This is a genomic window from Actinomadura physcomitrii, from assembly GCF_008923205.2.
In the GTDB taxonomy this organism is placed as follows: Bacteria; Actinomycetota; Actinomycetes; order Streptosporangiales; family Streptosporangiaceae; genus Spirillospora; species Spirillospora physcomitrii.
The window spans coordinates 21,816-41,738 of record NZ_WBMS02000021.1 but is presented as its reverse complement, the minus strand read 5'-3'; the positions used below and the strand labels follow the sequence as shown (position 1 = coordinate 41,738).

Sequence of the window (19,923 nt, the reverse complement as noted above, 5' to 3'; positions counted from 1 at the left end):
GGGCACGACACCTTGGGAGGTGCCTGGCGTTGAAAGTGCTCTTCACCGCGGTTCCGATGGTCGGGCACTTCCATCCGCTCGTCGGACTGGCGTGGGCCCTGCGCTGCGGCGGCGACGAGGTGCTCGTCGCGACGCCGGTGCCGGGGTTCGCGCCGGTGATCACCGGTGCCGGGCTGCCGGTGGCGGTCGTGCCGAGCGGCATCGGGGACGGCGAGTACGCCGCCGCCAGCGGGGTGGACTTCGCGTCCGGACCGGTGGACGCCGCACTCGAGGCGAGCGGCCGCGGCTGGGGAATGCTGGCCGGGCGGGCGCTGGCGGGGATGCGCGGGCTCGTCGGCGCGTTCGGTCCGGACGTGGTCGTCAGCGAGCCGTGCGAGTTCGCCGGCCGGATCGCGGCCGCCGAGGCGGGCGTCCCGTGGATCGAGCACGCCTGGGGGCTGCCGCCGCTGGAGCGGCACGCGGCGGGCGGGAGCGAGGCGCTGGGGCGGCTGCCGCGGCCGATCGCGTCCGTCCATCCGTCGCCGCCGAGCCTGTGGCCGGGCGGGACGGCCGGCATGGCGATGCGGCCGACCGGCTACCACGGGCCGACCCGTCGCCGGCAACCGCCGGCGCCGGCGGCCCCGCGGGTGCTGGTGACCTTCGGCAGCGTCGTGGTCGAGCACGGCAGGGCGGGCGACCTCGTCGAGATCGTCCGGCGGCTCGCGGCGGGCGGGCTGGAGGTGATCGTCGGGCTGGCGGACGCGCTCGTCCCGGAGCTCGGGAGGCTCCCGGACGGGGTCGTGCACGCCGGCTGGACCCCGCTGCACCCGACGCTGGACACCTGCGACCTGGTGGTCCACCACGGCGGCACGGGCACGGCGATGGCCGCGGTGGCCGCCGGCGTCCCGCAGGTGATGCTGCCGCAGATGACCGATCACTTCCCCACGGCCGGCCGGGTCGCGGCGCCCGGCTGCGGTGTCGTGCTCGCCTCCCGCGCGGCCCCGGCGGAGGTCGAGCGGGCGGCCCTGCGGGTGCTGAACGAGCCGTCCTACGCGCGGGCCGCGCGCCGGCTCGCCCGGGAGGTGCGGGAGCTGCCGTCGACGGCCGCGGTGGCGGAACGGCTGCGGGCCGAGGCGACCGAGACCGAGGTTCGAGCGGCCGAACCTACGCTCCGCGAGCATGGAGATCACGCCGCTCAAGGTCCCGGACAGCTTCCTGATCGAGCCGCGGCAGCTGCGCGATGAGCGCGGCTGCTTCTACGAGTCCTTCAAGCACGAGGCGCTCGCGGAGGTGGGGCACCGCTTCACGCCCGCCCAGGTCAACCATTCGGTGTCGCGGCGCGGCGTCGTGCGCGGCATCCACGGCGTCCTGATCCCGCCCGCCCAGGCCAAGGTGGTCGGCTGCCCGCGCGGCGCGGTTCGCGACTTCGTCGTCGACCTGCGCGTCGGCTCGCCCACCTTCGGCCACTACGACACGTCGGTGCTGGACGCCGAGTCCGGGCGGTCGGTGTTCATCGCCGAGGGCCTGGGGCACGGGTTCGTCGCGCTCACCGACGACGCGTGCGTGAGCTACCTCTGCTCGACCGCCTACGTGCCCGGCACCCAGCTGGACATCAACCCGTTCGACCCGGCGCTCGCGCTGCCCTGGGGCATCGACGGGGAGCCCATCGTGTCCCCGAAGGACGCCTCCGCGCCCACCGTCGAGGAGGCGATGCGCGACGGGCTGCTGGCCTCATATGAGGAATGCATCGCGCTGTACGGACAGCTTCCCGTCGGTTAGCGCGGCACCACAGTAGTTCTGTCACACGCGATCGGTGACGGACCGATCTGGCGAACAATCCGGCACCCGGCGATGCTGAGAACGCGGGCTTCCACAATGGGAAGGAAATGGGACGGTGGAACCATACTGGTACGTTGTCGTGGTCATCGGGATCGTGCTTTTCCTGTACAGCAATGTCAAGAACAACAGGAACAAGAAATAGCCGGTCCCGCAGAGCCCCTCGGCCACCGCGCCGGTCCCCCCGTCGGGCGCGGTGGCCGAGGTCCGGCGGACGCCGCGGCCTCTGTCGCCGCTCGAGATGACCTCGAGCAGCGGCGGGCAGGGTGGGACGGCAACCCGGCGGAGGGAAGGCGATGACGACCAAGGAGCTCCTGCTGGAGCTGGCCCGCAAGTACCACCAGGAAGTGGCCGCTGAGGACGATTTCAAACCGGGCGTGACGCCGCTGCTGCCGGCCGGGGCCGTGCTCGCCGAGGACGACCGGATCGCGCTCGTCGAAGCGGCCCTGGAGCTGCGCATCAACACCGGCGGCGCGTCCCGGAAATTCGAGAGCCGATTCGCGCGGTACTACGGCCTGCGCAAGGCCCATCTGGTGAATTCGGGATCGTCGGCCAATCTGCTGGCCGCGTCGGCGCTCACCTCGCCGCTGCTCGAGGACCGCCGGCTGGAGCCGGGCGACGAGGTCATCACGGTGGCGGCGGGCTTCCCCACGACCGTGAACCCCATCGTGCAGAACGGGCTCACGCCGGTCTTCGTGGACGTCGAGCTCGGCACGTACAACGCCACGGCCGAGCGCGTCGCCGAGGCGATCGGGCCGCGCACCCGCGCCATCATGATGGCGCACGCGCTCGGCAACCCGTTCGAGGTCGCCGAGATCGCCGCGCTCGCGGAGGAGCGCGAGCTGTTCCTGGTGGAGGACAACTGCGACGCGGTCGGCTCGACCTACCGGGGCAGGCTCACCGGGACGTTCGGCGACTTCGCGACGGTGAGCTTCTACCCGGCCCATCACCTCACGATGGGCGAGGGCGGCTGCGTGCTCACCGACAACCTCGCGCTCGCCCGCATCATCGAGTCACTGCGCGACTGGGGCCGCGACTGCTGGTGCGAGCCGGGCGAGGACAACAAGTGCATGAAGCGGTTCTCGTACCAGATGGGCGATCTGCCGCACGGCTACGACCACAAGTACATCTTCTCGCACGTGGGCTACAACCTGAAGGCGACGGACCTGCAGGGCGCCCTGGGGCTCACGCAGCTGGAGAAGCTCCCCGACTTCGTGGACGCCAGGCGGCGCAACTGGCGACGGCTCCGCGAGGCGCTGGACGGGCTGCCCGGCCTGCTCCTGCCGTCCGCCACGCCCGGCAGCGACCCGAGCTGGTTCGGGTTCGTGCTCACCGTCCGCCCGGACGCCCCGTTCACCCGCAAGGAGCTGGTGGACTTCCTGGAGGCGCGCCGGATCGGCACGCGGCGGTTCTTCGCGAGCAACCTCACCCGCCACCCCGCCTACCTCGACCGGCCGCACCGGATCGTCGGCGACCTGACCAACAGCGACACCATCACCGAGAGCTCGTTCTGGATCGGGGTGCACCCCCGGCTCACCGGCGAGATGGTCGACTACATGGCCGGCTCGATCAAGGAGTTCGTGTCCGGCCGCCACTGATCCGCACGGCCGTGCGGACATGACGCGGGGCAGGAGATGATGCGGGCCGCCCGGGGCGGCCCGCATCATCGTCGTCCGCGCGTTCCTCAGCCGGTGAACGAGGCCAGGAAGCCCGTGTCGTGCGCGGCCTCCTGGAACCGCCGGTCGGCCAGTACCGAGTCGAGGAAGCCGATGGTGGTGCGGACGCCGCGACCCGTCACGGTGAACTCGCCGAGCGCCGCCCGCATGCGCGTCAGGGCCGCGTCGCGGTCCGGGCCCCACACGATGAGCTTGGCGAGCAGCGAGTCGTAGGCCGCCGGGATGCGATAGCCCGGATGGGCGTGCGTGTCCACCCGCACGAACGGCCCCGAGGGCGGCGCGAACTCCTCCAGCGTGCCTGGCGTCGGAGCGAACGCGCGCGCCGGGTCCTCGGCGTTGATCCGGCACTCGATCGCCGCGCCGCGCGGCCGGACGTCCGCCTGGGTGAACGCGAGCCGGTCCCCGGCGGCGATCCTCAGCTGCTCCTGGACCAGGTCGATCCCGGTGACCGCCTCGGTGACCGGGTGCTCGACCTGGATGCGGCAGTTGACCTCCATGAAGTAGAAGCCGCCGTCCGGCGCGACCAGGAACTCGAAGGTGCCCGCGCCGACGTAGCCGGCCGCCAGCGCCGCCCGGACCGCCGCGGCCGCCATCCGCTCGGTGAGCTCGCGCGGCAGCCCCGGGGCCGGGGTCTCCTCGATCAGCTTCTGGTGGCGGCGCTGCACCGAGCAGTCGCGCTCGCCCAGGTGCACGCCGTTGCCGTGCCCGTCGCACAGCACCTGGATCTCCACGTGCCGCGCGCCCGCCAGGTAGCGCTCCATGTAGACGCGGCCGTCCCCGAACAGGGTCAGCGCGTTCGCGGTGGTCTCCCGGTACGCGGCGTCGAGGCCGTCCATCGACTCGACGATGCGCATGCCGCGGCCGCCGCCGCCCGCGACCGCCTTGATGATCAATGGGAGGCCGATCTCGTCCGCGAGCCGCCGGGCCTCGGCCAGGTCGCGCACCGGCTCGACCGCGCCGGGCAGCAGCGGCAGGCCCGCCTCGGCCATGGCGGCGCGCGCGGTCGACTTGTCGCCGAGCCGCCGCATCACGCCGGCGGGCGGCCCGATGAAGGCCAGCCCGCTCTCCGCGCACGCCTCGGCGAAGTCGGCGTCCTCGGACAGGAACCCGTAGCCGGGATGCACCGCCTCGGCGCCGGTCTGCAGCGCCGACTGGATCACCGCGGCGGCGTTCAGGTAGCTGCGCCGGGCGGGCGCCGGGCCGATCTGCACCGTGGCGTCGGCCAGCCGGGTGACGGCCGAGCCGCGGTCCTCGGTCGAGGCCACGGCCACCGTGCGCACGCCGAGTTCGCGGCAGGCCCGGGCGACCCGGACGGCGATCTCGCCGCGGTTGGCGATCAGGACGGAGGAGAACATCTCAGCCCACCTCGACGGGGGCCAGCAGGAACAGCGGCTCGGCGTACTCGACGGCGTCGCCGTCCGCGCGGAGCACCCGGGTGACCGTCCCGGCGCGGTCCGCCTCCACCGGGATCATCAGCTTCATGGCCTCGACGATCCCGAGCTGCTGCCCCGCCGCGACCGTCTCGCCCTCGCGCACGAACGGGTCGGCGCCGGGCGAGGGCGCCCGGTAGAAGACGCCCACGGTGGGCGCCGTCACGGGTTCGCCCTCCTCGGCGGGCTCCGGCTCGGCGGCGGCCTCGGCCTCCGGCGCGGGAGCGGGAGCGCCGGCGGGAGCGGGCACCGCGGCCGGGGCCGCGGCCGAGGCCGCCGCGGCGGCCGGTGGCGGCGGAGCCCAGCCCAGTTCGATCGAGACGTCTCCGATCCGCACGTTGAACGTCGTCGGCCGCTCGCCGCGCAGCGCGAGCAGCTCGGCGACCACGGCGGCGGCCTCCCGCAGGAGCTGCCTGGGGCTCGTCTCGCCGCCCCGGTCGAACACCGGCAGCCATGCGTCGGCCAGTTCCGTGGTCAGTAGCCGGCCGTTGTCGCCGCCGCCATCCACCATCATCGCGCGGGTCCTCCTTCCGTCGGGTTCGCGCCGAACGCGCGAAATCGGGCGTACCTGCGTGCGCCGCGCTCGGCGGCGGGGGTACGGGTCAGGTCGGCGAGGACCGTCAGCAGCGCGTCCCGCAGCCGTTCGGCGGTGGCGAGGGCGTCGTCCGGCGCGCCGGGCCCCGGCTCCGGGATCACCGCGTCGACCACGCCCAGCCGCAGCAGCCGCGCCGAGTCGACGCCCAGCGCGGCGGCGGCGCGCGGCGCCGCGGCCGCGTCGTTCCAGAGGATCGCCGCGCATCCCTCCGGGCTGATCACCGAGTACACGGCGTCGGCGTGCATCAGCACCCGGTCCGCGACGGCGAGCGCGAGCGCGCCCCCGCTGCCGCCCTCGCCGGTCACCACCGCGACCGACGGCACCGCAAGCCCGGCCATGAGCCGCAGGTTCTCGGCGATGGCGAACGCCTGCCCGTTCTCCTCGGCCTCCAGGCCCGGATGCGCGCCCGGCGTGTCGATCAGGGTCACCACCGGCAGGCCGAGCTTGCCCGCCAGCCGCATCAGCCGGGCGGCCTTGCGGTACCCGGCGGGCGAGGCCATGCCGAACTCGCGCGCGGTGAGCTCGCCGACCGTGTGGCCCTTCTGCGTGCCCACCAGCATCACCGGCGTGCCGCCGAGCAGCGCGGGGCCGCCGACGATCGCGGGGCAGTCCTTGCCGAGGCGGTCGCCGTGCAGCTCGAGGAAGTCGTCGAAGGCCAGCCGCGCGTAGTCGAGCGTGCTCGGCCGGCCGAGGTCGCGGGCCCGGCGGACGGTCTCCCACGGGTCGCGTTCGGGCAGCTCGGCGGGGTCGGTCACCAGCGCGGCGGCCCCTGCCCGGCCGGGCCGGGGGACCGGCTCGGGCGACGGCCGCCCCATCTCCACCAGCCGCGCGAGCGTCGCCCGCAGCTCGCCGCGCGGGCAGATCAGGTCGATGAGCCCGCGCTCCAGCAGGAACTCGGCGGTCTGGAAGCCGGTGGGCAGCGGCCGCCGGATGGTCTGCTCGATCACCCGCGGCCCGGCGAAGCCGAGCCGGGCGCCGGGCTCGGCGACGACCACGTCGGCCAGGGTCGCGAACGAGGCGGCCACGCCGCCGAACGTCGGGTCGGTGACCAGCGAGACGGTGAGCAGGCCCGCCTCGTCCAGCCGCCCCAGCATCTGGCTGGTCTTGGCCATCTGCATCAGCGACAGAGCGCCCTCCTGCATGCGCGCGCCGCCCGAGGCGCTCACGATCAGCAGCGGGCGGCGCTCGCGCAGGGCCAGCTCGCCGGCCTGGGTGATCAGCTCGCCGACGCCGCCGCCGAGGCTGCCGCCCATGAACCGGAAGTCCATCACCGCCGCGACCACCGGCCTCCCGCCCAGGGTGCCGGTGGCGCACAGCACGGCCTCCGTCAGCCCGGTTCTGGCCCGCGCCGTCGCGCGCCGCTCGCCGTAGGGGAGCGTGTCGGTGAAGCCGAGCGGATCGGTGTCGGCGAGCTCGGGCTCGAACGTGACGACCGACCCCTCGTCCAGCAGCATGGCGAGCCGTTCCGGGGCCGTGAGCGGCTGGTGCCGCCCGCACTCCGGGCAGACCCGCAGGTTGCGTTCGAGCGTCCGCCCGTACGTCACGCTCCGGCAGCCGGGGCAGCACCGCCAGCCGGCCGCGGGGGAGCCCGCCCCCGCGGCCGGGGGACCGCCCGTCAGCGTGTCGGTCATGGTCGTCTCCGTCCTGCGCAGGGTCGTCCGAGCCGAGCCGGCCACCCAGCGTCCGAGCGGCCGCTCGAAGCCCGATCCACCGCCGGTCGAGCGCCCGTTCGGCGGTGCTCGTCCAGCGTGCTTCTAAGCCCGCTCTAGGCGGCCCGGTGATGCTTCTGGCCGTGACGGCGCCGGCCGGCCGCCCGCCGGTGGGGTGGGCGCGCCGGCCGCAGAGGGAGACGTTGTGCCAGGAATCAGCGAGCAGCGACCCCGCGAGCCGCGGCGGGTCGTGGTGACAGGCGTCGGGGTGGTCGCCCCGGGGGGCATCGGCACCAAGCAGTATTGGGAGCTGCTCACCTCCGGGACCACCGCCACCAGGACGATCTCACTGTTCGACGCGACGCCGTTCCGGTCCCGGATCGCGGCGGAATGCGACTTCGACCCGATCGCGGCCGGCCTCAGCCGGCGGGAGATCCGCCGCTGGGACCGGACGACCCAGTTCGCCGTCGTGGCGGCGCGGGAGGCGCTCGCCGACAGCGGCGCGGTCGGCGAGATGGACCCGCACCGGACGGGCGTGATGCTCGGCACCGCCTGCGGGATGACCCAGAGCCTGGACCGCGAGTACGCCGTGGTCAGCGACCAGGGCGCGACGTGGCTCGTGGACGAGGAGCACGCGGTCCCCTACCTGTACGACTACTTCCTGCCCTCCTCGATGGCGACCGAGATCGCCTGGATGGCCGAGGCCGAGGGCCCGGTGGGCGTGGTCTCCACCGGGTGCACCTCGGGCCTCGACGTGGTCGGCCACGCGGTGGACCTGGTGCGCGACGGCATGGCGGACGTGATGGTGGCCGGGGCGTCCGACGCCGCGATCTCACCGATCACCGTCGCCTGCTTCGATGCGATCAAGGCGACCTCGCCGCGCAACGACGAGCCGGAGAGCGCGTCCCGGCCGTTCGACCGGACCCGCAACGGGTTCGTGCTGGGCGAGGGCGCGGCCGTCTTCGTCCTGGAGGAGTACGAGCACGCCAGGCGCCGCGGGGCGCACGTCTACGCCGAGGTCGCCGGCCACGCCTCGCGCTGCAACGCCTACAGCATGACCGGGCTGCGCTCGGACGGCAAGGAGATGGCCGACGCCATCGGCGCGGCCCTCGGACAGGCCCGGCTGAACCCGCACGACATCGACTACGTCAACGCGCACGGGTCGGCGACCAAGCAGAACGACCGGCACGAGACGGCCGCGTTCAAGCTCAGCCTCGGGCGGCACGCCTACGACGTGCCGGTCAGCTCCATCAAGTCGATGATCGGGCACTCGCTCGGAGCGATCTGCTCCCTGGAGGTGGCGGCCTGCGCGCTCGCCATCGAGCACTCGGTGATCCCGCCGACCGCCAACCTCAACGAGCCCGACCCCGAGTGCGACCTGGACTTCGTGCCGCTGGTCGCGCGGGAGCGCGAGCTCGGCGCGGTGCTGAGCGTCGCGAGCGGCTTCGGCGGCTTCCAGAGCGCCATCGTGCTGACCTCGCCCGGGAGGAAGGCCGCATGACCACGAGCACCCGCACCGTGAGCGGCGACGCCGGAACGGGCTCCGGGCCGGTCGTCGTCACCGGACTCGGCGTCGCGGCGCCGAACGGGCTCGGCGTCGAGGAGTACTGGCGGGCGGCGCTCGCCGGCCGGAGCGGCATCGCACCGATCACCCGGTTCGACCCGGCGGGCTACTCGGTGCGCATCGCCGGCCAGCTCGACATCGAGCCGAAGAAGCACCTGCCCGGCCGGCTGCTGCCGCAGACCGACCACATGACGCGGCTCGCGCTGATCGCGGCCGAGGAGGCGCTGGCGGACGCCGGCGCCGACCCGAAGGAGATGCCCGCCCACGCCGCGGGCGTGGTGACGGCGGCGTCCGGCGGCGGCTTCGAGTTCGGCCAGCGCGAGCTCGAGGCGCTGTGGAGCAAGGGCGGCAACCACGTCAGCGCCTACCAGTCGTTCGCCTGGTTCTACCCGGTCAACACCGGCCAGGTGTCGATCCGGCACGACATGCGCGGGCCGGGATCGGCGCTGGTCGCCGAGCAGGCGGGCGGGCTGGACGCGATCTCCAAGGCGTGCCGGAACGTGCGCGCCGGCACCGCGCTGATGCTGGCGGGCGGCGTCGACGGATCGCTGTGCCCGTGGTCGCTGGTGTGCATGACCAAGTCGGGCCGGCTCAGCAACGCCACCGACCCGGACCGCGCCTACCTGCCCTTCGACGCCGCCGCTTCGGGGCACGTGCCGGGCGAGGGCGGCGCCCTCCTCGTGCTGGAGGCGCGGGCGGCCGCGCGGGAGCGCGGCGCGCGGATCCTCGGCGAGATCGCGGGATACGCCTCGACCTTCGACCCGCGCCCCGGTTCCGGCCGCGAGCCCGGACTGCGCCGCGCCGTCGAGCTGGCCCTCGCCGACGCGCGCATCACCGCGGCGGACGTGGACGTGGTCTTCGCCGACGCGGCCGGCGTCCCCGACCTCGACCGGATCGAGGCCGCCACGCTCGCCGCGGTCTTCGGCCCGCGCGGCGTCCCGGTCACCGCGCCGAAGTCGCTGACCGGCCGGCTGCTCGGCGGCGGCGCCTCGCTCGACGTGGCGAGCGCGCTGCTCGGCCTGAGGGACGGGGTGATCCCGCCGACCGCGGCGGCGGTGCACTGCGCCTACGCCGACGAGATCGACCTGGTGACCGGTGCGCCACGGGAGGCCCGTCTCGGCACCGCCCTGATCGTCGCGCGCGGCTACGGCGGCTTCAACTCGGCGCTCGTCGTGCGCCGCTGAGCGACCCGCAACCCACAAGGAGGAGACACCATGCCCACCACCACGTTCACCATGGACGACCTCACCCGCCTGCTGCGCGAGTGCGCCGGGGAGGACGACTCCATCGACCTGGACGGCGACATCGCCGGGACCGAGTTCGAGGACCTCGGGTACGACTCGCTGGCCCTGTTCAACACCGTGAACCGGATCGAGCGCGACTACGGGATCCGGCTCTCCGACGAGATCGTCGCCGAGGTCAGGACGCCCGGCGAACTGCTCGCCGAGATAGCCGAGCACCTCTGACCGGCATCACACTCCAGAAGGGCTGCGGCAATGTGCGGAATCGTCGGATGGGTCGACTACACGCGCGACCTCACCAGCGAGCGCGCGACGGCACAGGCGATGACGGACACGATGGCGTGCCGCGGACCGGACGCCGAGGGGCTGTGGACGTCTCCGCACGCCGCGCTGGGCCACCGCAGGCTCGCGGTCATCGACCTCGAGGGCGGGCGCCAGCCGATGGCGGCGGAGGCGGACGGCCGCACGCAGGCGGTGATCACGTTCTGCGGCGAGGTCTACAACTTCCGCGAGCTGCGGGCCGAGCTCGGCGGCCGCGGCCACGCGTTCCGGACGGCGAGCGACACCGAGGTGGTGCTGCGCGCCTACCTGGAGTGGGGGGCGGGCTTCGCGGAGCGCCTGAACGGCATGTTCGCCGTCGGGGTGTGGGACCCGCGCTCGCAGGAGCTGCTGCTCGTGCGGGACCGGATGGGCGTCAAGCCGCTCTACTACCTGGTCACGCCGGGCGGGATCCTGTTCGGCTCCGAACCGAAGGCGATCCTGGCCAACCCGATGGCGCCGCGGCGGGTCGACGCCGACGGCCTGCGGGAGATCCTCGACATGGTCCGGACCCCGGAGGCCGCGGTCTTCTCCGGCATGCGCGAGGTGCGGCCCGGGCAGCTCGTCCGGCTGAACCGCGGCGGCCTGACCAAGCGCCGCTACTGGACGCTGGAGGCCCGCGAGCACACCGACGACCGCGAGACCACGATCGCCACGGTCCGCGGCCTGCTGGAGGACATCGTCGCCCGCCAGCTGATCTCCGACGTGCCGCTGTGCACGCTGCTGTCGGGCGGGCTCGACTCGTCGGCGGTGACCGCGCTCGCCGCGCGGACGCTCGCCGCGCAGGGCGGCGGGCCGGTGCACTCGTTCTCGGTCGACTTCGACGCCGCCCAGCGGGACTTCCAGCCCGACGCGGTGCGCGGCGCCGCCGACGCGCCGTTCGTCCGCGAACTGGCCGCGCACGCCGGCACCGACCACACCGAGGTGCTGCTGGACAGCGGCGACCTCGCCGATCCCGGCGTGCGGGACGCCGTCCTGCGGGCGGTCGACCAGCCGCCGGCGTTCTGGGGTGACATGTGGCCGTCCCTGTACCTGCTGTTCCGCGCCGTCCGGCAGCGCTCCACCGTCGCGCTCTCCGGGGAGGCGGCGGACGAGCTGTTCGGCGGGTACCGCTGGTTCCGCAACCCGGGTGCGATCCGGGCGCGGACGTTCCCGTGGCTCACGTCCGGCTCGGCCCGCTACTTCGGCGGGCTCGGCCTTTTCGACGCAGGACTGAAGGAGAAGCTCGACATCCCCGGCCACCGGCAGCAGCGGTACGCCGACGCCGTCGCCGAGGTTCCCGTGCTGCCCGGCGAGGACGCCGTCGAGCGCCGCATGCGCGAGATGACCTACCTCAATCTCACCCGCTTCGTGCAGACCCTGCTGGACCGCAAGGACCGGATGAGCATGGCCGTCGGCCTGGAGGTCAGGGTCCCGTTCTGCGACCACCGGCTCGTGGAGTACGTGTTCAACGCGCCGTGGGAGCTGAAGTCGTTCGACGGCCGCGAGAAGAGCCTGCTGCGCGCCGCGGTCGCCGACCTGCTGCCGCGCGGCGTCCTCGAACGGGTCAAGACCCCCTACCCGGCCACCCAGGACCCGGCCTACGAGCGGGCGCTGCGCGTGGAGCTCGCCGAACTCGCCGCCGACCCGAACGCGCCGGTGCTGCCGCTGCTGGACGGCGAGAAGGTGCGGCGGATCGCGGACCGGCCGCTCGGCGAGGTCAGCCGGCCCTACGACCGCGGGGGGCTCGAGCTGGCGCTCTGGTTCAACCGCTGGCTGACCTCGTACGGCATCACGCTCGACTTGTGACCATCACCGAAAGGGACATCCATGGCACCGACCGGCGGCGCGCCGCTCGACAGGCAGGCGCTCGCGCGACTGAACACGGCCTACGCGCAGTCGAGACTCCTGCATTCCGCCGTCCAGACCGGCCTGTTCGAGTTCCTGCGGCGAGGACCGGCGACCCTCGCGGGGATCTGCGAAGGGCTGGACCTGAACCCCGCCCTCACCGGTGACTTCCTGAACGCCCTGGTCGCGCTCGGGCTGCTGGAGCGGGCGGACGGGGAGCGGTACGGCAACTCGGTCGCCGCCGGCAGATTCCTGGTGCCCGGCGGAGACATCTACATGGGCGCACGGGTCCGCACGACGGCGGACAAGCACTACCACCTGTGGGGCAGGCTGACCGAGGCCCTGCGGGACGGCCTGCCCAAGTCCGGGGGCGGGGCGGGCTCGTTCGACACCCTCTACGACGACCCTGAGCGGGCGCGCGGCTTCCTCAAGCACATGGACGCCAACAACGCGCTCGTGGCCCCGCAGCTCGCCGACGCCGTCGACTGGGCCGCCTACGGCTCGTTCGTCGATGTGGGCGGTGCCCGCGGCAACGTGGCGGGCACCCTGGTCAAGGCGCACCCGCACCTGTCCGGCGGCGTGTTCGAGCTGCCGAAGGCCGAGCCGTTCTTCCACGAGCTGATGGACGAGATGGGACTGACCGGCAAGGTCGACTTCCACCCGGGCGACTTCTTCGCCGACCCGCTCCCGGCGGCCGACGTGCTGGTGTTCGGGCACGTGCTGCACGACTGGTCGGTCGAACGGCGCCGCATGCTCCTCGGGCGGGCCTTCGAGTCGCTCGCCCCGGGCGGGGCCATCGTGGTTTACGACCAGATGCTCGACGGGGAGGACCCCGATCTGGCGAGCCTCATCGGCAGCCTGAACGTCGGCCTGATGCTGGGCGGCTCGGAGTACACGGCCGAGGAATGCCGCGGCTGGGCCGAGGAGGCGGGCTTCCGCTTCCAGTACGCCAAGCGCCTCCCCAAGGGCAACGACACCGTTCTCTACGCGACCAAGGACTGATGCGGGGGTCGGCCCAAGAGGCGAGACAGGCCTGGACCTCCTGACCGCGCATCGCGGCGGGAGGCCCAGGCCTGTTCGTGTCGGTGAAGGTCGGGTCGGGTCGCCGGCCGTCAGGGCAGGGCGTCGAGGGCGTCCAGCGCGGCGGTCCAGAACTCCCACGTGCCCTTGGCCGTGGACGGCAGCATCGGGATCACGGTGCTGCGGCCCGAGCGCAGGGCCGGATGCCTGCGCGCCGGAGTGGACAGGCGCCTGCCGGGGCCGACTTCCACGAGGGTGAAGTCGCCCTCGGCGAGCAGGGCCTCCAGCGCGGGCCAGAAGAGCACCGCCCCGGCGATCTGCCCGGCCCAGAAGCCGGGGTCGGTCGCCTCGTCCGGCCGGACGGTCCGCGCGGTCCTGGTGGACTGGATCCGCAGGGAGGGCGGCCGGAGCGACTCCTGGGCGAACGCGGCGGTGAAGATTTCGGCCGCCTCGGCCATCGCCGGCGAGTGGAAGGCCTGGAGCGCCGGAACCCGGCGGCCCGGGGTGCCCGCGTCCGCGAGCGCCCGCTCCACCTCGCCGAGGCGCGGCTCGGGACCCGCCAGCACGGTCTGGCGCGGCGCGTTGACCGCGCCGACCACCACGCCGCCGGGACGGCCGGGCGGATCGATGAAGCGGGTCAGTTCCCCGGGCGCGGCTCCGACCGCGAGCATGCCGCCCGCGGGGGAGCCGTCCAGCGCCAGCGACCGGGCCTGCATCAGGCGCGCGCTCGCGGACAGGTCGAAGACCCCGGCGAACGCGGCCGCGGCGAGCTCCCCGACGCTGTGCCCCAGCAGGACGCCGGGACGGACGCCGCGCGCTTCGAGCGTCTGCGCCAGGGCGTATCCGAGGATGAACAGCAGCGGCTGGGCACGGCGCCCCTCGTCGAGCGGCACCGCCGGATCGTCGGTGAGCCAGTCGTCGCGCAGCCGCTTCCCCTCGCCCCCGAGCAGCTCGAAGAACTCCTCCAGGACCTCGGTGAACACGGGCTCGCGGCCGAACAGCTCGCGCGCCATGCCCGGGTGCTGCGCGCCCTGCCCGGGGAACAGGAACACGATCTCGCTCATCGCCCGCCGTCCGCCGGGTCCGCGCCGCCGGCGTACCGCTCGCGCATCTGGCGGCGGAGCGGCTTGCCGGTGGCCGAACGCGGGATCGCCTCGACCAGGTCGACGTACTTCAGGTGCTCGTAGTACGGGCATCGCTCGGCCACGAACGCGGCCAGCTCGGCGGCCCGCACGCCGTCGCGCGCGGGCACGACGATCGCGTGCGCGACCGCGCCGCTCACCTCGTCCGGATGGTCGAACACCAGGCATTCGGCGACCCCGTCATGGCCGAGCAGGACCCGTTCGATCTCGGTCGGCGACACCAGCCAGTTGTCGCACTTGAAGACGTCCTTCACCCGGTCGAGCACGAACAGGTGGCCGTCGGCGTCGATCCGGCCGATGTCGCCGGTGGAGAACCAGCCCTCGGCGTCGGTGACCTCGGCCACCGGCCGGTCGTGGTAGCCCTTCATCAGCTGCGGGCCGCGCACCTGGATCTCGCCCTCGGCGCCGGCGGGCAGGACCCGCCGGGTGTCCAGGTCGACGATGCGGCAGTCGGTCCCGGCCACCGGCCGGCCCGAGGAGCGGATCTTCGGATTGTCCAGGTTCTCGAAGTGGGTGGACGGCGAGGTCTCCTGCAGGCCGTACCCCTGCACCACCGGGACGCCGAACCGCTCGGTGAGCGCCCGCGTCGTCGGGGGCGGCAGCGCCGACCCGCCGCACAGGACCGTGCGCAGGGTGGGGACGGCAAGCTCGGCCAGGCGCGGGTGCGCGCCCAGCTTGATCAGCCGCATCGGCAGGCTGTAGAAGTGCGTCGCCGCGTGCTCTGCGGCGACCTCGACGGCGTCCGCCGGGTCGGGTTCGGCGCAGAGCACGAGCGTCGTCGCCGCGGTGACGGCCATCGTCAGGTGCATCAGATGGAACGACGGCAGGTAGTTGAACAGCACCGCCGACCCGTCCACCCGGTGCGCGTGCGCGCTCTGCGCCGCGTTCACGGTGATGTTGCGGTGCGTGAGCAGCACCGCCTTGGCCGGTCCCGTGGTGCCGCTGGTGAACTGGAGGCACGCGACCTCGTCCACGTCGGTGCGCTCGGGGCGGTTGAGCTGCAGGTCGGGAGCCTGTTCGATCAGGTCGCCCAGCACCGGGACGCCGGCCGGGCCGTCTGCGGCGTGGGTGAGGACCACGGTCTCGAGGTCGGGCAGCCGGTCCCGGACCTTCTCCAGGTGCCGGTGCATCGCGGGGGAGACGATCGCGACCCGCGCGCCCGCCAGGCCGAGCACGTGCGCCAGGCCGTCCTCCCGCAGCAGCGGGTTGACCAGCGCGGGGACGTTCCCGGACCGCAGGATCCCGAAGTAGGCCACGGGGAACGCGGGCTCCAGGGCGAGGGCGAGCGCGACCCTGGCGGGCCGCTCGCCGAGCAGGGCCTTCAGCGCGCGGGCGCAGCGTTCGGCCGCCGCCTCCACCTCCGCGTAGGTCAGATCGCCGGACAGCGCGCCGGTGAAGCCGGGGGAGCGCAGGGCGATGCGGCCGGGACGGCGCTCGGCGGCGCGCCGCAGCAGGTCGTCGATGCGGGGGCCGCCGAGCAGGTCGCCGAGCACCTCCAGCGGAGGCCCGGACACCAGGCTGCTCGCCCGGACGTCGAGGTCGGGTGCCGCCATCGTCAGGACCCCTGGAGGTCGTCGCGGCTCACCGACCGGTGCTTCACCTGGAGCCGCCCGTCGACGCGGACGAGCACGTCGTCGCAGGTCGTGCTGAGATGGACGGCCGTCGGCCCGCCCTTGGGCGTGCGCAGGACGAGCGCGTAGGTGCGGGCCTCGACGGACCCGTCCGGGCGCTCGTTCACCTCCAGCATCCCGAGCCAGTGCCGGGTCTGCACGCCCTCCTCGGCCAGCCGTGCGCCGGCCTTGCGCGAGGCCGCCTCGATCTCCTCCCGGCCCCGCTGCGGCTCCGGATGGGCGTTGGCGGCGAAGACCCCGTCCTCGGTGAAGGTCTCGGCCCACGCGCGGTGCTCGCCCTGGTCGAGGTGGCGCATCTGGCGGCCGTAGAAATGCTGGACCTCCTGGTACAGCGATGGCGACATGGCTCTCCCTCTCCGATGGGTGTGTACGCAGGCGAGGGTCATCCCCGCCCCTCGAACCCGGGTTGAGACCGCGTCGAGACCTCTGGCTCCAGTCGCTCTCCGATGAGAATCGAGGGCCCGCGCCCAGGCTGTCGGCATCGCGAAGGGTCCGCCGGGATGGGCGGGCGCCACTGTCGAACCACCGGAGGAGCTGGCGATGACCACAGGCGAGGACGCGATCACCGGGGTCGCGCTGGTCACCGGCGCCACGAGCGGGATCGGCCGGGCCGTGACCGAGCGGCTGGCCGAGCGCGGCATGCGGGTCTTCATCTGCGCGCGCACCGCCGAGGACGTGACGACGACCGTCAAGGAGCTGCGCGACCGGGACCTGGCGGTGGACGGGGTGGACGCCGACGTCCGCTCCGCCCGCTCGGTGCGGCGGCTGGTCGGCGCGGCGCTCGACCGGTTCGGGCCGATCCGGGTGCTGGTCAACAACGCCGGCCGCAGCGGCGGCGGCCCCACCGCGAAGATCACCGACGAGCTGTGGGACGACGTGATCGACACCAACCTCAACAGCGTCTTCCGCGTCACCCGCGAGGTCCTGGCGGGCGGCGGGCTGATGGACGCCGGCAGTGCGGGCCGGATCATCAGCATCGCCTCCACGGGCGGCAAGCAGGGAGTCCCGCTCGGCGCGCCCTACTCGGCCTCCAAGGGCGGCGTGATCGCCTTCAGCAAGGCACTGGCCAAAGAGCTGGCCCCGAGCGGCGTAACCGTCAACACGGTCTGCCCGGGCTACGTCGAGACGCCGATGGCGGTGCGCATCCGCGAGGCGTACGCGTCGACCTGGAACAGCACCCCGGAGGCGGTGCTGGAGCAGTTCGAGGCCAAGATCCCGCTGGGCCGCTACTCCACTCCCGAGGAGGTGGCGGGCCTGGTCGCCTACCTGGCGACCGACACCGCCGCGTCGATCACCGCGCAGGCGCTCAACGTCTGCGGCGGCCTCGGCATCTTCTGACGCGGCCGATGGCAGCTCTGCCGGCATCCTCGACCTCATCTACCGAAGGACGGTTTGCAGTGCCCCCGAAAGGACGCCACACGACCTCGCACGAGGTGGACATCAAGGCTCCCGCGGAGCGGGTGTACCGGATCGTCGCCGACGCCGCCGACTGGCCGCAGCGCTTCGTTCCGACCATCCACGTCGAGCACACCGGCCTCGGCGCCGGCGCCGAGCGGCTGGAGATCTGGGCCACCGGGAACGGCGAGGTGAAGCACTGGACCTCCCGGCGCGAGCTCGACCCCGCCGCGCGCCGGGTGGAGTTCAGGCAGGAGGTCTCCTCGCCGCCGGTCGCCTCGATGGGCGGCACCTGGATCGTGTCGCAGGAGCCGAACGGGGTGACCCGGCTGGTCCTGGAGCACGACTTCGAGGCCGTGGACGACGACCCCGAGGGCGTCGCGTGGATCACCAGGGCGACCGACCGCAACTCCGCGACCGAGCTCGGCAACATCAAGGCGCTCGCCGAGGGCTGGGACCGGCTGGCCGAGCTGACCTTCTCCTTCGAGGACTCCGTCGTGGTGAACGGGGCGCCCGAGGAGGTCTACGACTTCCTCTACCGGGCCGATCTCTGGCCGGAGCGGCTGCCGCACGTGGCGAGCATGAAGTTCGCCGAGGAGGAGCCCGGCGTCCAGGAGATGGCGATGGAGACCCGGACCAAGGACGGGTCCACGCACACCACCGAGTCGGTGCGGGTCTGCTTCCCGCACGAGCGCATCGTCTACAAGCAGCTGGTGCCGCCGTCGCTCATGACCGCCCACCTGGGCGAGTGGACCTTCACCGCCGAGGGCGAGGGGCGGGTGCGCGCCACCTCCCGGCACACCGTGACCGTCAAGGAGGACGCGATCACCACCGTGCTCGGCGAGGGCGCGACGGTCCAGACCGCCAAGGAGTTCATCCGCAAGGCCGCGGGCGGAAACAGCACGGCCACGCTGAACCTGGCCAAGGAGTTCGTCGAGGCCCGCCGCGGCGAGGCCCGCCATGGCTGAGCCGGAGGTCCTGGTCGTCGGCGCCGGCCCGGTCGGCCTCACGGTCGCCCACGAGCTGGCGCGCCGCGGCGTCGCGATCCGCGTGGTCGACAAGGCCGAGGGGCCCGCGACCAGCAGCCGCGCGCTGGCCACGCACGCCCGCACCCTGGAGATCCTCTTCCAGATGGGCCTGGTGGACCGGCTGCTGCCGCTCGGCCAGAAGGTCGAGCACTTCTCGATCCACCAGCGGGGCCGCTGCCTGCTGGCGTTCGACACCAACTACACCAAGATGCCGACGCGCTTCCCGTTCAGCCTCATGGTGGACCAGGTCCGCACCGAGGGCATGCTCCGGGAGGCGCTGTCCGAGCAGGGCGTCGAGATCGAGTGGGGCGTCGCCCTGGTCCGCTTCGACGCCGATGAGGACGGCGTCCTCGCCGAGCTGCGGCACGCGGACGGCGGGACGGAGAAGGTCGCGGTGCCGTGGATGGTCGGCACCGACGGCGGCAGGAGCACCGTGCGCAAGGCGCTCGACCTGAAGCTGCTCGGCGACACCACCGAGACATGGCTGAACGCCGACGTCGTCATCAGCGGCTCCGACCTGCCGCGCGACAGCAACCACCTGCTGCACACCGGCGGCGGCTCGCTGCTGCTGGTGCCGTTCCCCGACCCGGGCAAGTGGCGGGTGGTGGACACCCTCGACATCGAGGGGGCGCACGACCCGGAGATCATCCGGACCCGGCTCGAGCACAAGATCTCCAGAGCGCTGCGCCGCCGGGTGGAGGTCGCCGAGCCGACCTGGATCTCGGTGTTCACCGTGCAGCAGCGGATGATCCAGCGGATGCGGGTCGGCCGCTGCTTCGTCGCGGGCGACGCCGCCCACGTGCACAGCCCGGCGTCCGGCCAGGGCATGAACACCGGCATCCAGGACGGCTACAACCTGGCGTGGAAGCTCGCCGACGTGGTGCGCGGGCACGCGGGCGACGCGCTGCTGGACACCTACGGAGCCGAGCGCGTCCCGATCGGCAGGGTGCTGCTCGGCTCGACCGAGAAGGCCACGGCGCTGGTCAAGCTCCGCAACGCCGCGCTGCCGGTCGTGCTGCCGGTCGGGCTCGGACTGCTGAACGCGCTGAAGCCGGTGAAGCGCAAGGTGGAGGGCAAGGTCATCCGCGGGTTCTGCGGGCTGCCGCTGAACTACGCCGACAGCCCCCTCACCACCTGCGACCCCGGCTACGACAAGGCCGGGATCAAGCCGGGCCACCGGGTGGCCTGCGACGGCGGGAGCGAGCGGGCGTCCGCCGGCTGGCGCGCGATGTGCACCGAGCTGACCGACCGCAGGTGGAGCCTGCTGGGCTTCGCGGGCGACGGCTCCCCGGCCGGCCTCGCCGCGATGCTCGGCAAGGCGGAGGAGCGGCACGGCAGGGCCGTGTCCGTCCGCACCGTCTTCCGCGAGGGCGGCGACCCGGCGGGGCCGAACCCGATGGCCGACCCCGGCGGGGGGCTCGCCGCGGGGCTGGGCCTGCGGCCGGGCGACTACGCACTGGTCAGGCCGGACGGCTACCTGGCGGCCAAGGGCCGGATCGTGGACGCGGAGCAGCTGCTGTCGGTGCTCGCGGACGCGCATCTGATCCCGAGCCGCGAGCCCGCCGACACGCGATCGCAGAGCGGAGAGTAGG

General features: G+C 73.6%; 17 protein-coding genes. 11 read left to right on the top strand and 6 right to left on the bottom strand.

Annotated elements, in window-relative coordinates:
* Positions 1-35 precede the first annotated feature (35 nt).
* From F8568_RS25400 to rfbH, 3 genes are all read left to right on the top strand, one after another.
* Positions 36-1,223: a glycosyltransferase gene (locus F8568_RS25400; protein ID WP_328601011.1), complete on the top strand. Its 1,188-nt coding sequence runs from the start codon at positions 36-38 to the stop codon at positions 1,221-1,223.
* The gene (locus tag F8568_RS25395; RefSeq protein ID WP_151596206.1) at positions 1,159-1,758 is read left to right on the top strand and encodes a dTDP-4-dehydrorhamnose 3,5-epimerase family protein; all 600 of its coding nucleotides are present in this window, start codon (positions 1,159-1,161) and stop codon (positions 1,756-1,758) included. Before F8568_RS25400 ends, F8568_RS25395 begins: the two co-directional genes overlap by 65 nt.
* 353 nt (positions 1,759-2,111) lie before the next feature.
* Positions 2,112-3,413 (top strand): lipopolysaccharide biosynthesis protein RfbH, encoded by a 1,302-nt coding sequence (gene rfbH, locus F8568_RS25390; RefSeq protein ID WP_151596205.1) that lies wholly within the window; start codon positions 2,112-2,114, stop codon positions 3,411-3,413.
* A gap of 86 nt (positions 3,414-3,499) precedes the next feature.
* Here the strand turns inward: rfbH and F8568_RS25385 are convergent, their stop codons facing one another.
* The 3 genes from F8568_RS25385 to accD are packed head-to-tail and all read right to left on the bottom strand — an operon-like array spanning position 3,500 to position 7,147.
* Positions 3,500-4,846, bottom strand: a complete 1,347-nt coding sequence (locus tag F8568_RS25385) for an acetyl-CoA carboxylase biotin carboxylase subunit (protein WP_151596204.1) — start codon at positions 4,844-4,846, stop codon at positions 3,500-3,502.
* A gap of 1 nt (position 4,847) precedes the next feature.
* A complete protein-coding gene (locus tag F8568_RS25380; RefSeq protein ID WP_236009140.1) occupies positions 4,848-5,435 on the bottom strand; it encodes an acetyl-CoA carboxylase biotin carboxyl carrier protein in 588 nt (195 codons plus the stop codon).
* Positions 5,432-7,147: an acetyl-CoA carboxylase, carboxyltransferase subunit beta gene (accD, locus tag F8568_RS25375; RefSeq protein ID WP_151596203.1), complete on the bottom strand. Its 1,716-nt coding sequence runs from the start codon at positions 7,145-7,147 to the stop codon at positions 5,432-5,434. Before accD ends, F8568_RS25380 begins: the two co-directional genes overlap by 4 nt.
* 223 nt (positions 7,148-7,370) lie before the next feature.
* Between accD and F8568_RS25370 the strand changes: the two genes are divergently transcribed.
* From F8568_RS25370 to F8568_RS25350, 5 genes are read left to right on the top strand one after another with little or no spacing between them, the layout of a single operon-like run.
* On the top strand, positions 7,371-8,666 hold the full coding sequence (locus F8568_RS25370) for a beta-ketoacyl-[acyl-carrier-protein] synthase family protein (protein WP_328601003.1): 1,296 nt from the start codon (positions 7,371-7,373) through the stop codon (positions 8,664-8,666).
* Positions 8,663-9,913, top strand: coding sequence for a ketosynthase chain-length factor (locus tag F8568_RS25365; protein WP_151596202.1), 1,251 nt, complete (start codon positions 8,663-8,665; stop codon positions 9,911-9,913). Before F8568_RS25370 ends, F8568_RS25365 begins: the two co-directional genes overlap by 4 nt.
* 30 nt (positions 9,914-9,943) lie before the next feature.
* Positions 9,944-10,195 carry an acyl carrier protein gene (locus tag F8568_RS25360; protein ID WP_151596201.1) on the top strand — a complete coding sequence of 84 codons (252 nt, stop codon included), beginning with the start codon at positions 9,944-9,946 and terminating at the stop codon, positions 10,193-10,195.
* A 30-nt stretch (positions 10,196-10,225) separates the two neighbouring features.
* A complete protein-coding gene (asnB, locus tag F8568_RS25355) occupies positions 10,226-12,076 on the top strand; it encodes an asparagine synthase (glutamine-hydrolyzing) (protein WP_151596200.1) in 1,851 nt (616 codons plus the stop codon).
* 21 nt (positions 12,077-12,097) lie between these two features.
* Positions 12,098-13,117 carry a methyltransferase gene (locus tag F8568_RS25350; RefSeq protein WP_151596199.1) on the top strand — a complete coding sequence of 340 codons (1,020 nt, stop codon included), beginning with the start codon at positions 12,098-12,100 and terminating at the stop codon, positions 13,115-13,117.
* A 110-nt stretch (positions 13,118-13,227) separates the two neighbouring features.
* Here F8568_RS25350 and F8568_RS25345 read toward each other — a convergent pair whose 3' ends face one another.
* Genes F8568_RS25345 through F8568_RS25335 form a run of 3 tightly spaced genes read right to left on the bottom strand, consistent with a single transcriptional unit; the run spans position 13,228 to position 16,252 of the window.
* Complete coding sequence (locus F8568_RS25345) at positions 13,228-14,199, bottom strand: acyltransferase domain-containing protein (RefSeq protein WP_160573757.1); 972 nt, start codon at positions 14,197-14,199, stop codon at positions 13,228-13,230.
* Entirely contained in the window at positions 14,196-15,830 is a 1,635-nt protein-coding gene (locus F8568_RS25340) for a class I adenylate-forming enzyme family protein (RefSeq protein WP_151596197.1), read from the bottom strand. Before F8568_RS25340 ends, F8568_RS25345 begins: the two co-directional genes overlap by 4 nt.
* Before the next feature lie 2 nt (positions 15,831-15,832).
* A complete protein-coding gene (locus F8568_RS25335) occupies positions 15,833-16,252 on the bottom strand; it encodes a nuclear transport factor 2 family protein (RefSeq protein ID WP_202125327.1) in 420 nt (139 codons plus the stop codon).
* A gap of 196 nt (positions 16,253-16,448) precedes the next feature.
* Between F8568_RS25335 and F8568_RS25330 the strand changes: the two genes are divergently transcribed.
* Genes F8568_RS25330 through F8568_RS25320 form a run of 3 tightly spaced genes read left to right on the top strand, consistent with a single transcriptional unit; the run spans position 16,449 to position 19,922 of the window.
* Positions 16,449-17,246 carry an SDR family NAD(P)-dependent oxidoreductase gene (locus F8568_RS25330; RefSeq protein WP_151596195.1) on the top strand — a complete coding sequence of 266 codons (798 nt, stop codon included), beginning with the start codon at positions 16,449-16,451 and terminating at the stop codon, positions 17,244-17,246.
* Between the two features lie 59 nt (positions 17,247-17,305).
* Positions 17,306-18,271: an aromatase/cyclase gene (locus F8568_RS25325; RefSeq protein WP_328601002.1), complete on the top strand. Its 966-nt coding sequence runs from the start codon at positions 17,306-17,308 to the stop codon at positions 18,269-18,271.
* Entirely contained in the window at positions 18,264-19,922 is a 1,659-nt protein-coding gene (locus F8568_RS25320) for an FAD-dependent oxidoreductase (RefSeq protein WP_151596193.1), read from the top strand. Before F8568_RS25325 ends, F8568_RS25320 begins: the two co-directional genes overlap by 8 nt.
* The last annotated feature ends 1 nt before the right edge of the window (position 19,923 follow it).

Coding starts and splice junctions, on each gene's coding strand:
- F8568_RS25345 (WP_160573757.1), bottom strand. CDS start 14,199: ATGAGCGAGATCGTGTTCCTGTTCCCCGGGCAGGGCGCGCAGCACCCG.
- F8568_RS25340 (WP_151596197.1), bottom strand. CDS start 15,830: ATGGCGGCACCCGACCTCGACGTCCGGGCGAGCAGCCTGGTGTCCGGG.
- F8568_RS25320 (WP_151596193.1), top strand. CDS start 18,264: ATGGCTGAGCCGGAGGTCCTGGTCGTCGGCGCCGGCCCGGTCGGCCTC.
- asnB (WP_151596200.1), top strand. CDS start 10,226: ATGTGCGGAATCGTCGGATGGGTCGACTACACGCGCGACCTCACCAGC.
- F8568_RS25350 (WP_151596199.1), top strand. CDS start 12,098: ATGGCACCGACCGGCGGCGCGCCGCTCGACAGGCAGGCGCTCGCGCGA.
- F8568_RS25335 (WP_202125327.1), bottom strand. CDS start 16,252: ATGTCGCCATCGCTGTACCAGGAGGTCCAGCATTTCTACGGCCGCCAG.
- accD (WP_151596203.1), bottom strand. CDS start 7,147: ATGACCGACACGCTGACGGGCGGTCCCCCGGCCGCGGGGGCGGGCTCC.
- F8568_RS25365 (WP_151596202.1), top strand. CDS start 8,663: ATGACCACGAGCACCCGCACCGTGAGCGGCGACGCCGGAACGGGCTCC.
- F8568_RS25380 (WP_236009140.1), bottom strand. CDS start 5,435: ATGATGGTGGATGGCGGCGGCGACAACGGCCGGCTACTGACCACGGAA.
- rfbH (WP_151596205.1), top strand. CDS start 2,112: ATGACGACCAAGGAGCTCCTGCTGGAGCTGGCCCGCAAGTACCACCAG.
- F8568_RS25395 (WP_151596206.1), top strand. CDS start 1,159: ATGGAGATCACGCCGCTCAAGGTCCCGGACAGCTTCCTGATCGAGCCG.
- F8568_RS25385 (WP_151596204.1), bottom strand. CDS start 4,846: ATGTTCTCCTCCGTCCTGATCGCCAACCGCGGCGAGATCGCCGTCCGG.
- F8568_RS25330 (WP_151596195.1), top strand. CDS start 16,449: ATGACCACAGGCGAGGACGCGATCACCGGGGTCGCGCTGGTCACCGGC.
- F8568_RS25360 (WP_151596201.1), top strand. CDS start 9,944: ATGCCCACCACCACGTTCACCATGGACGACCTCACCCGCCTGCTGCGC.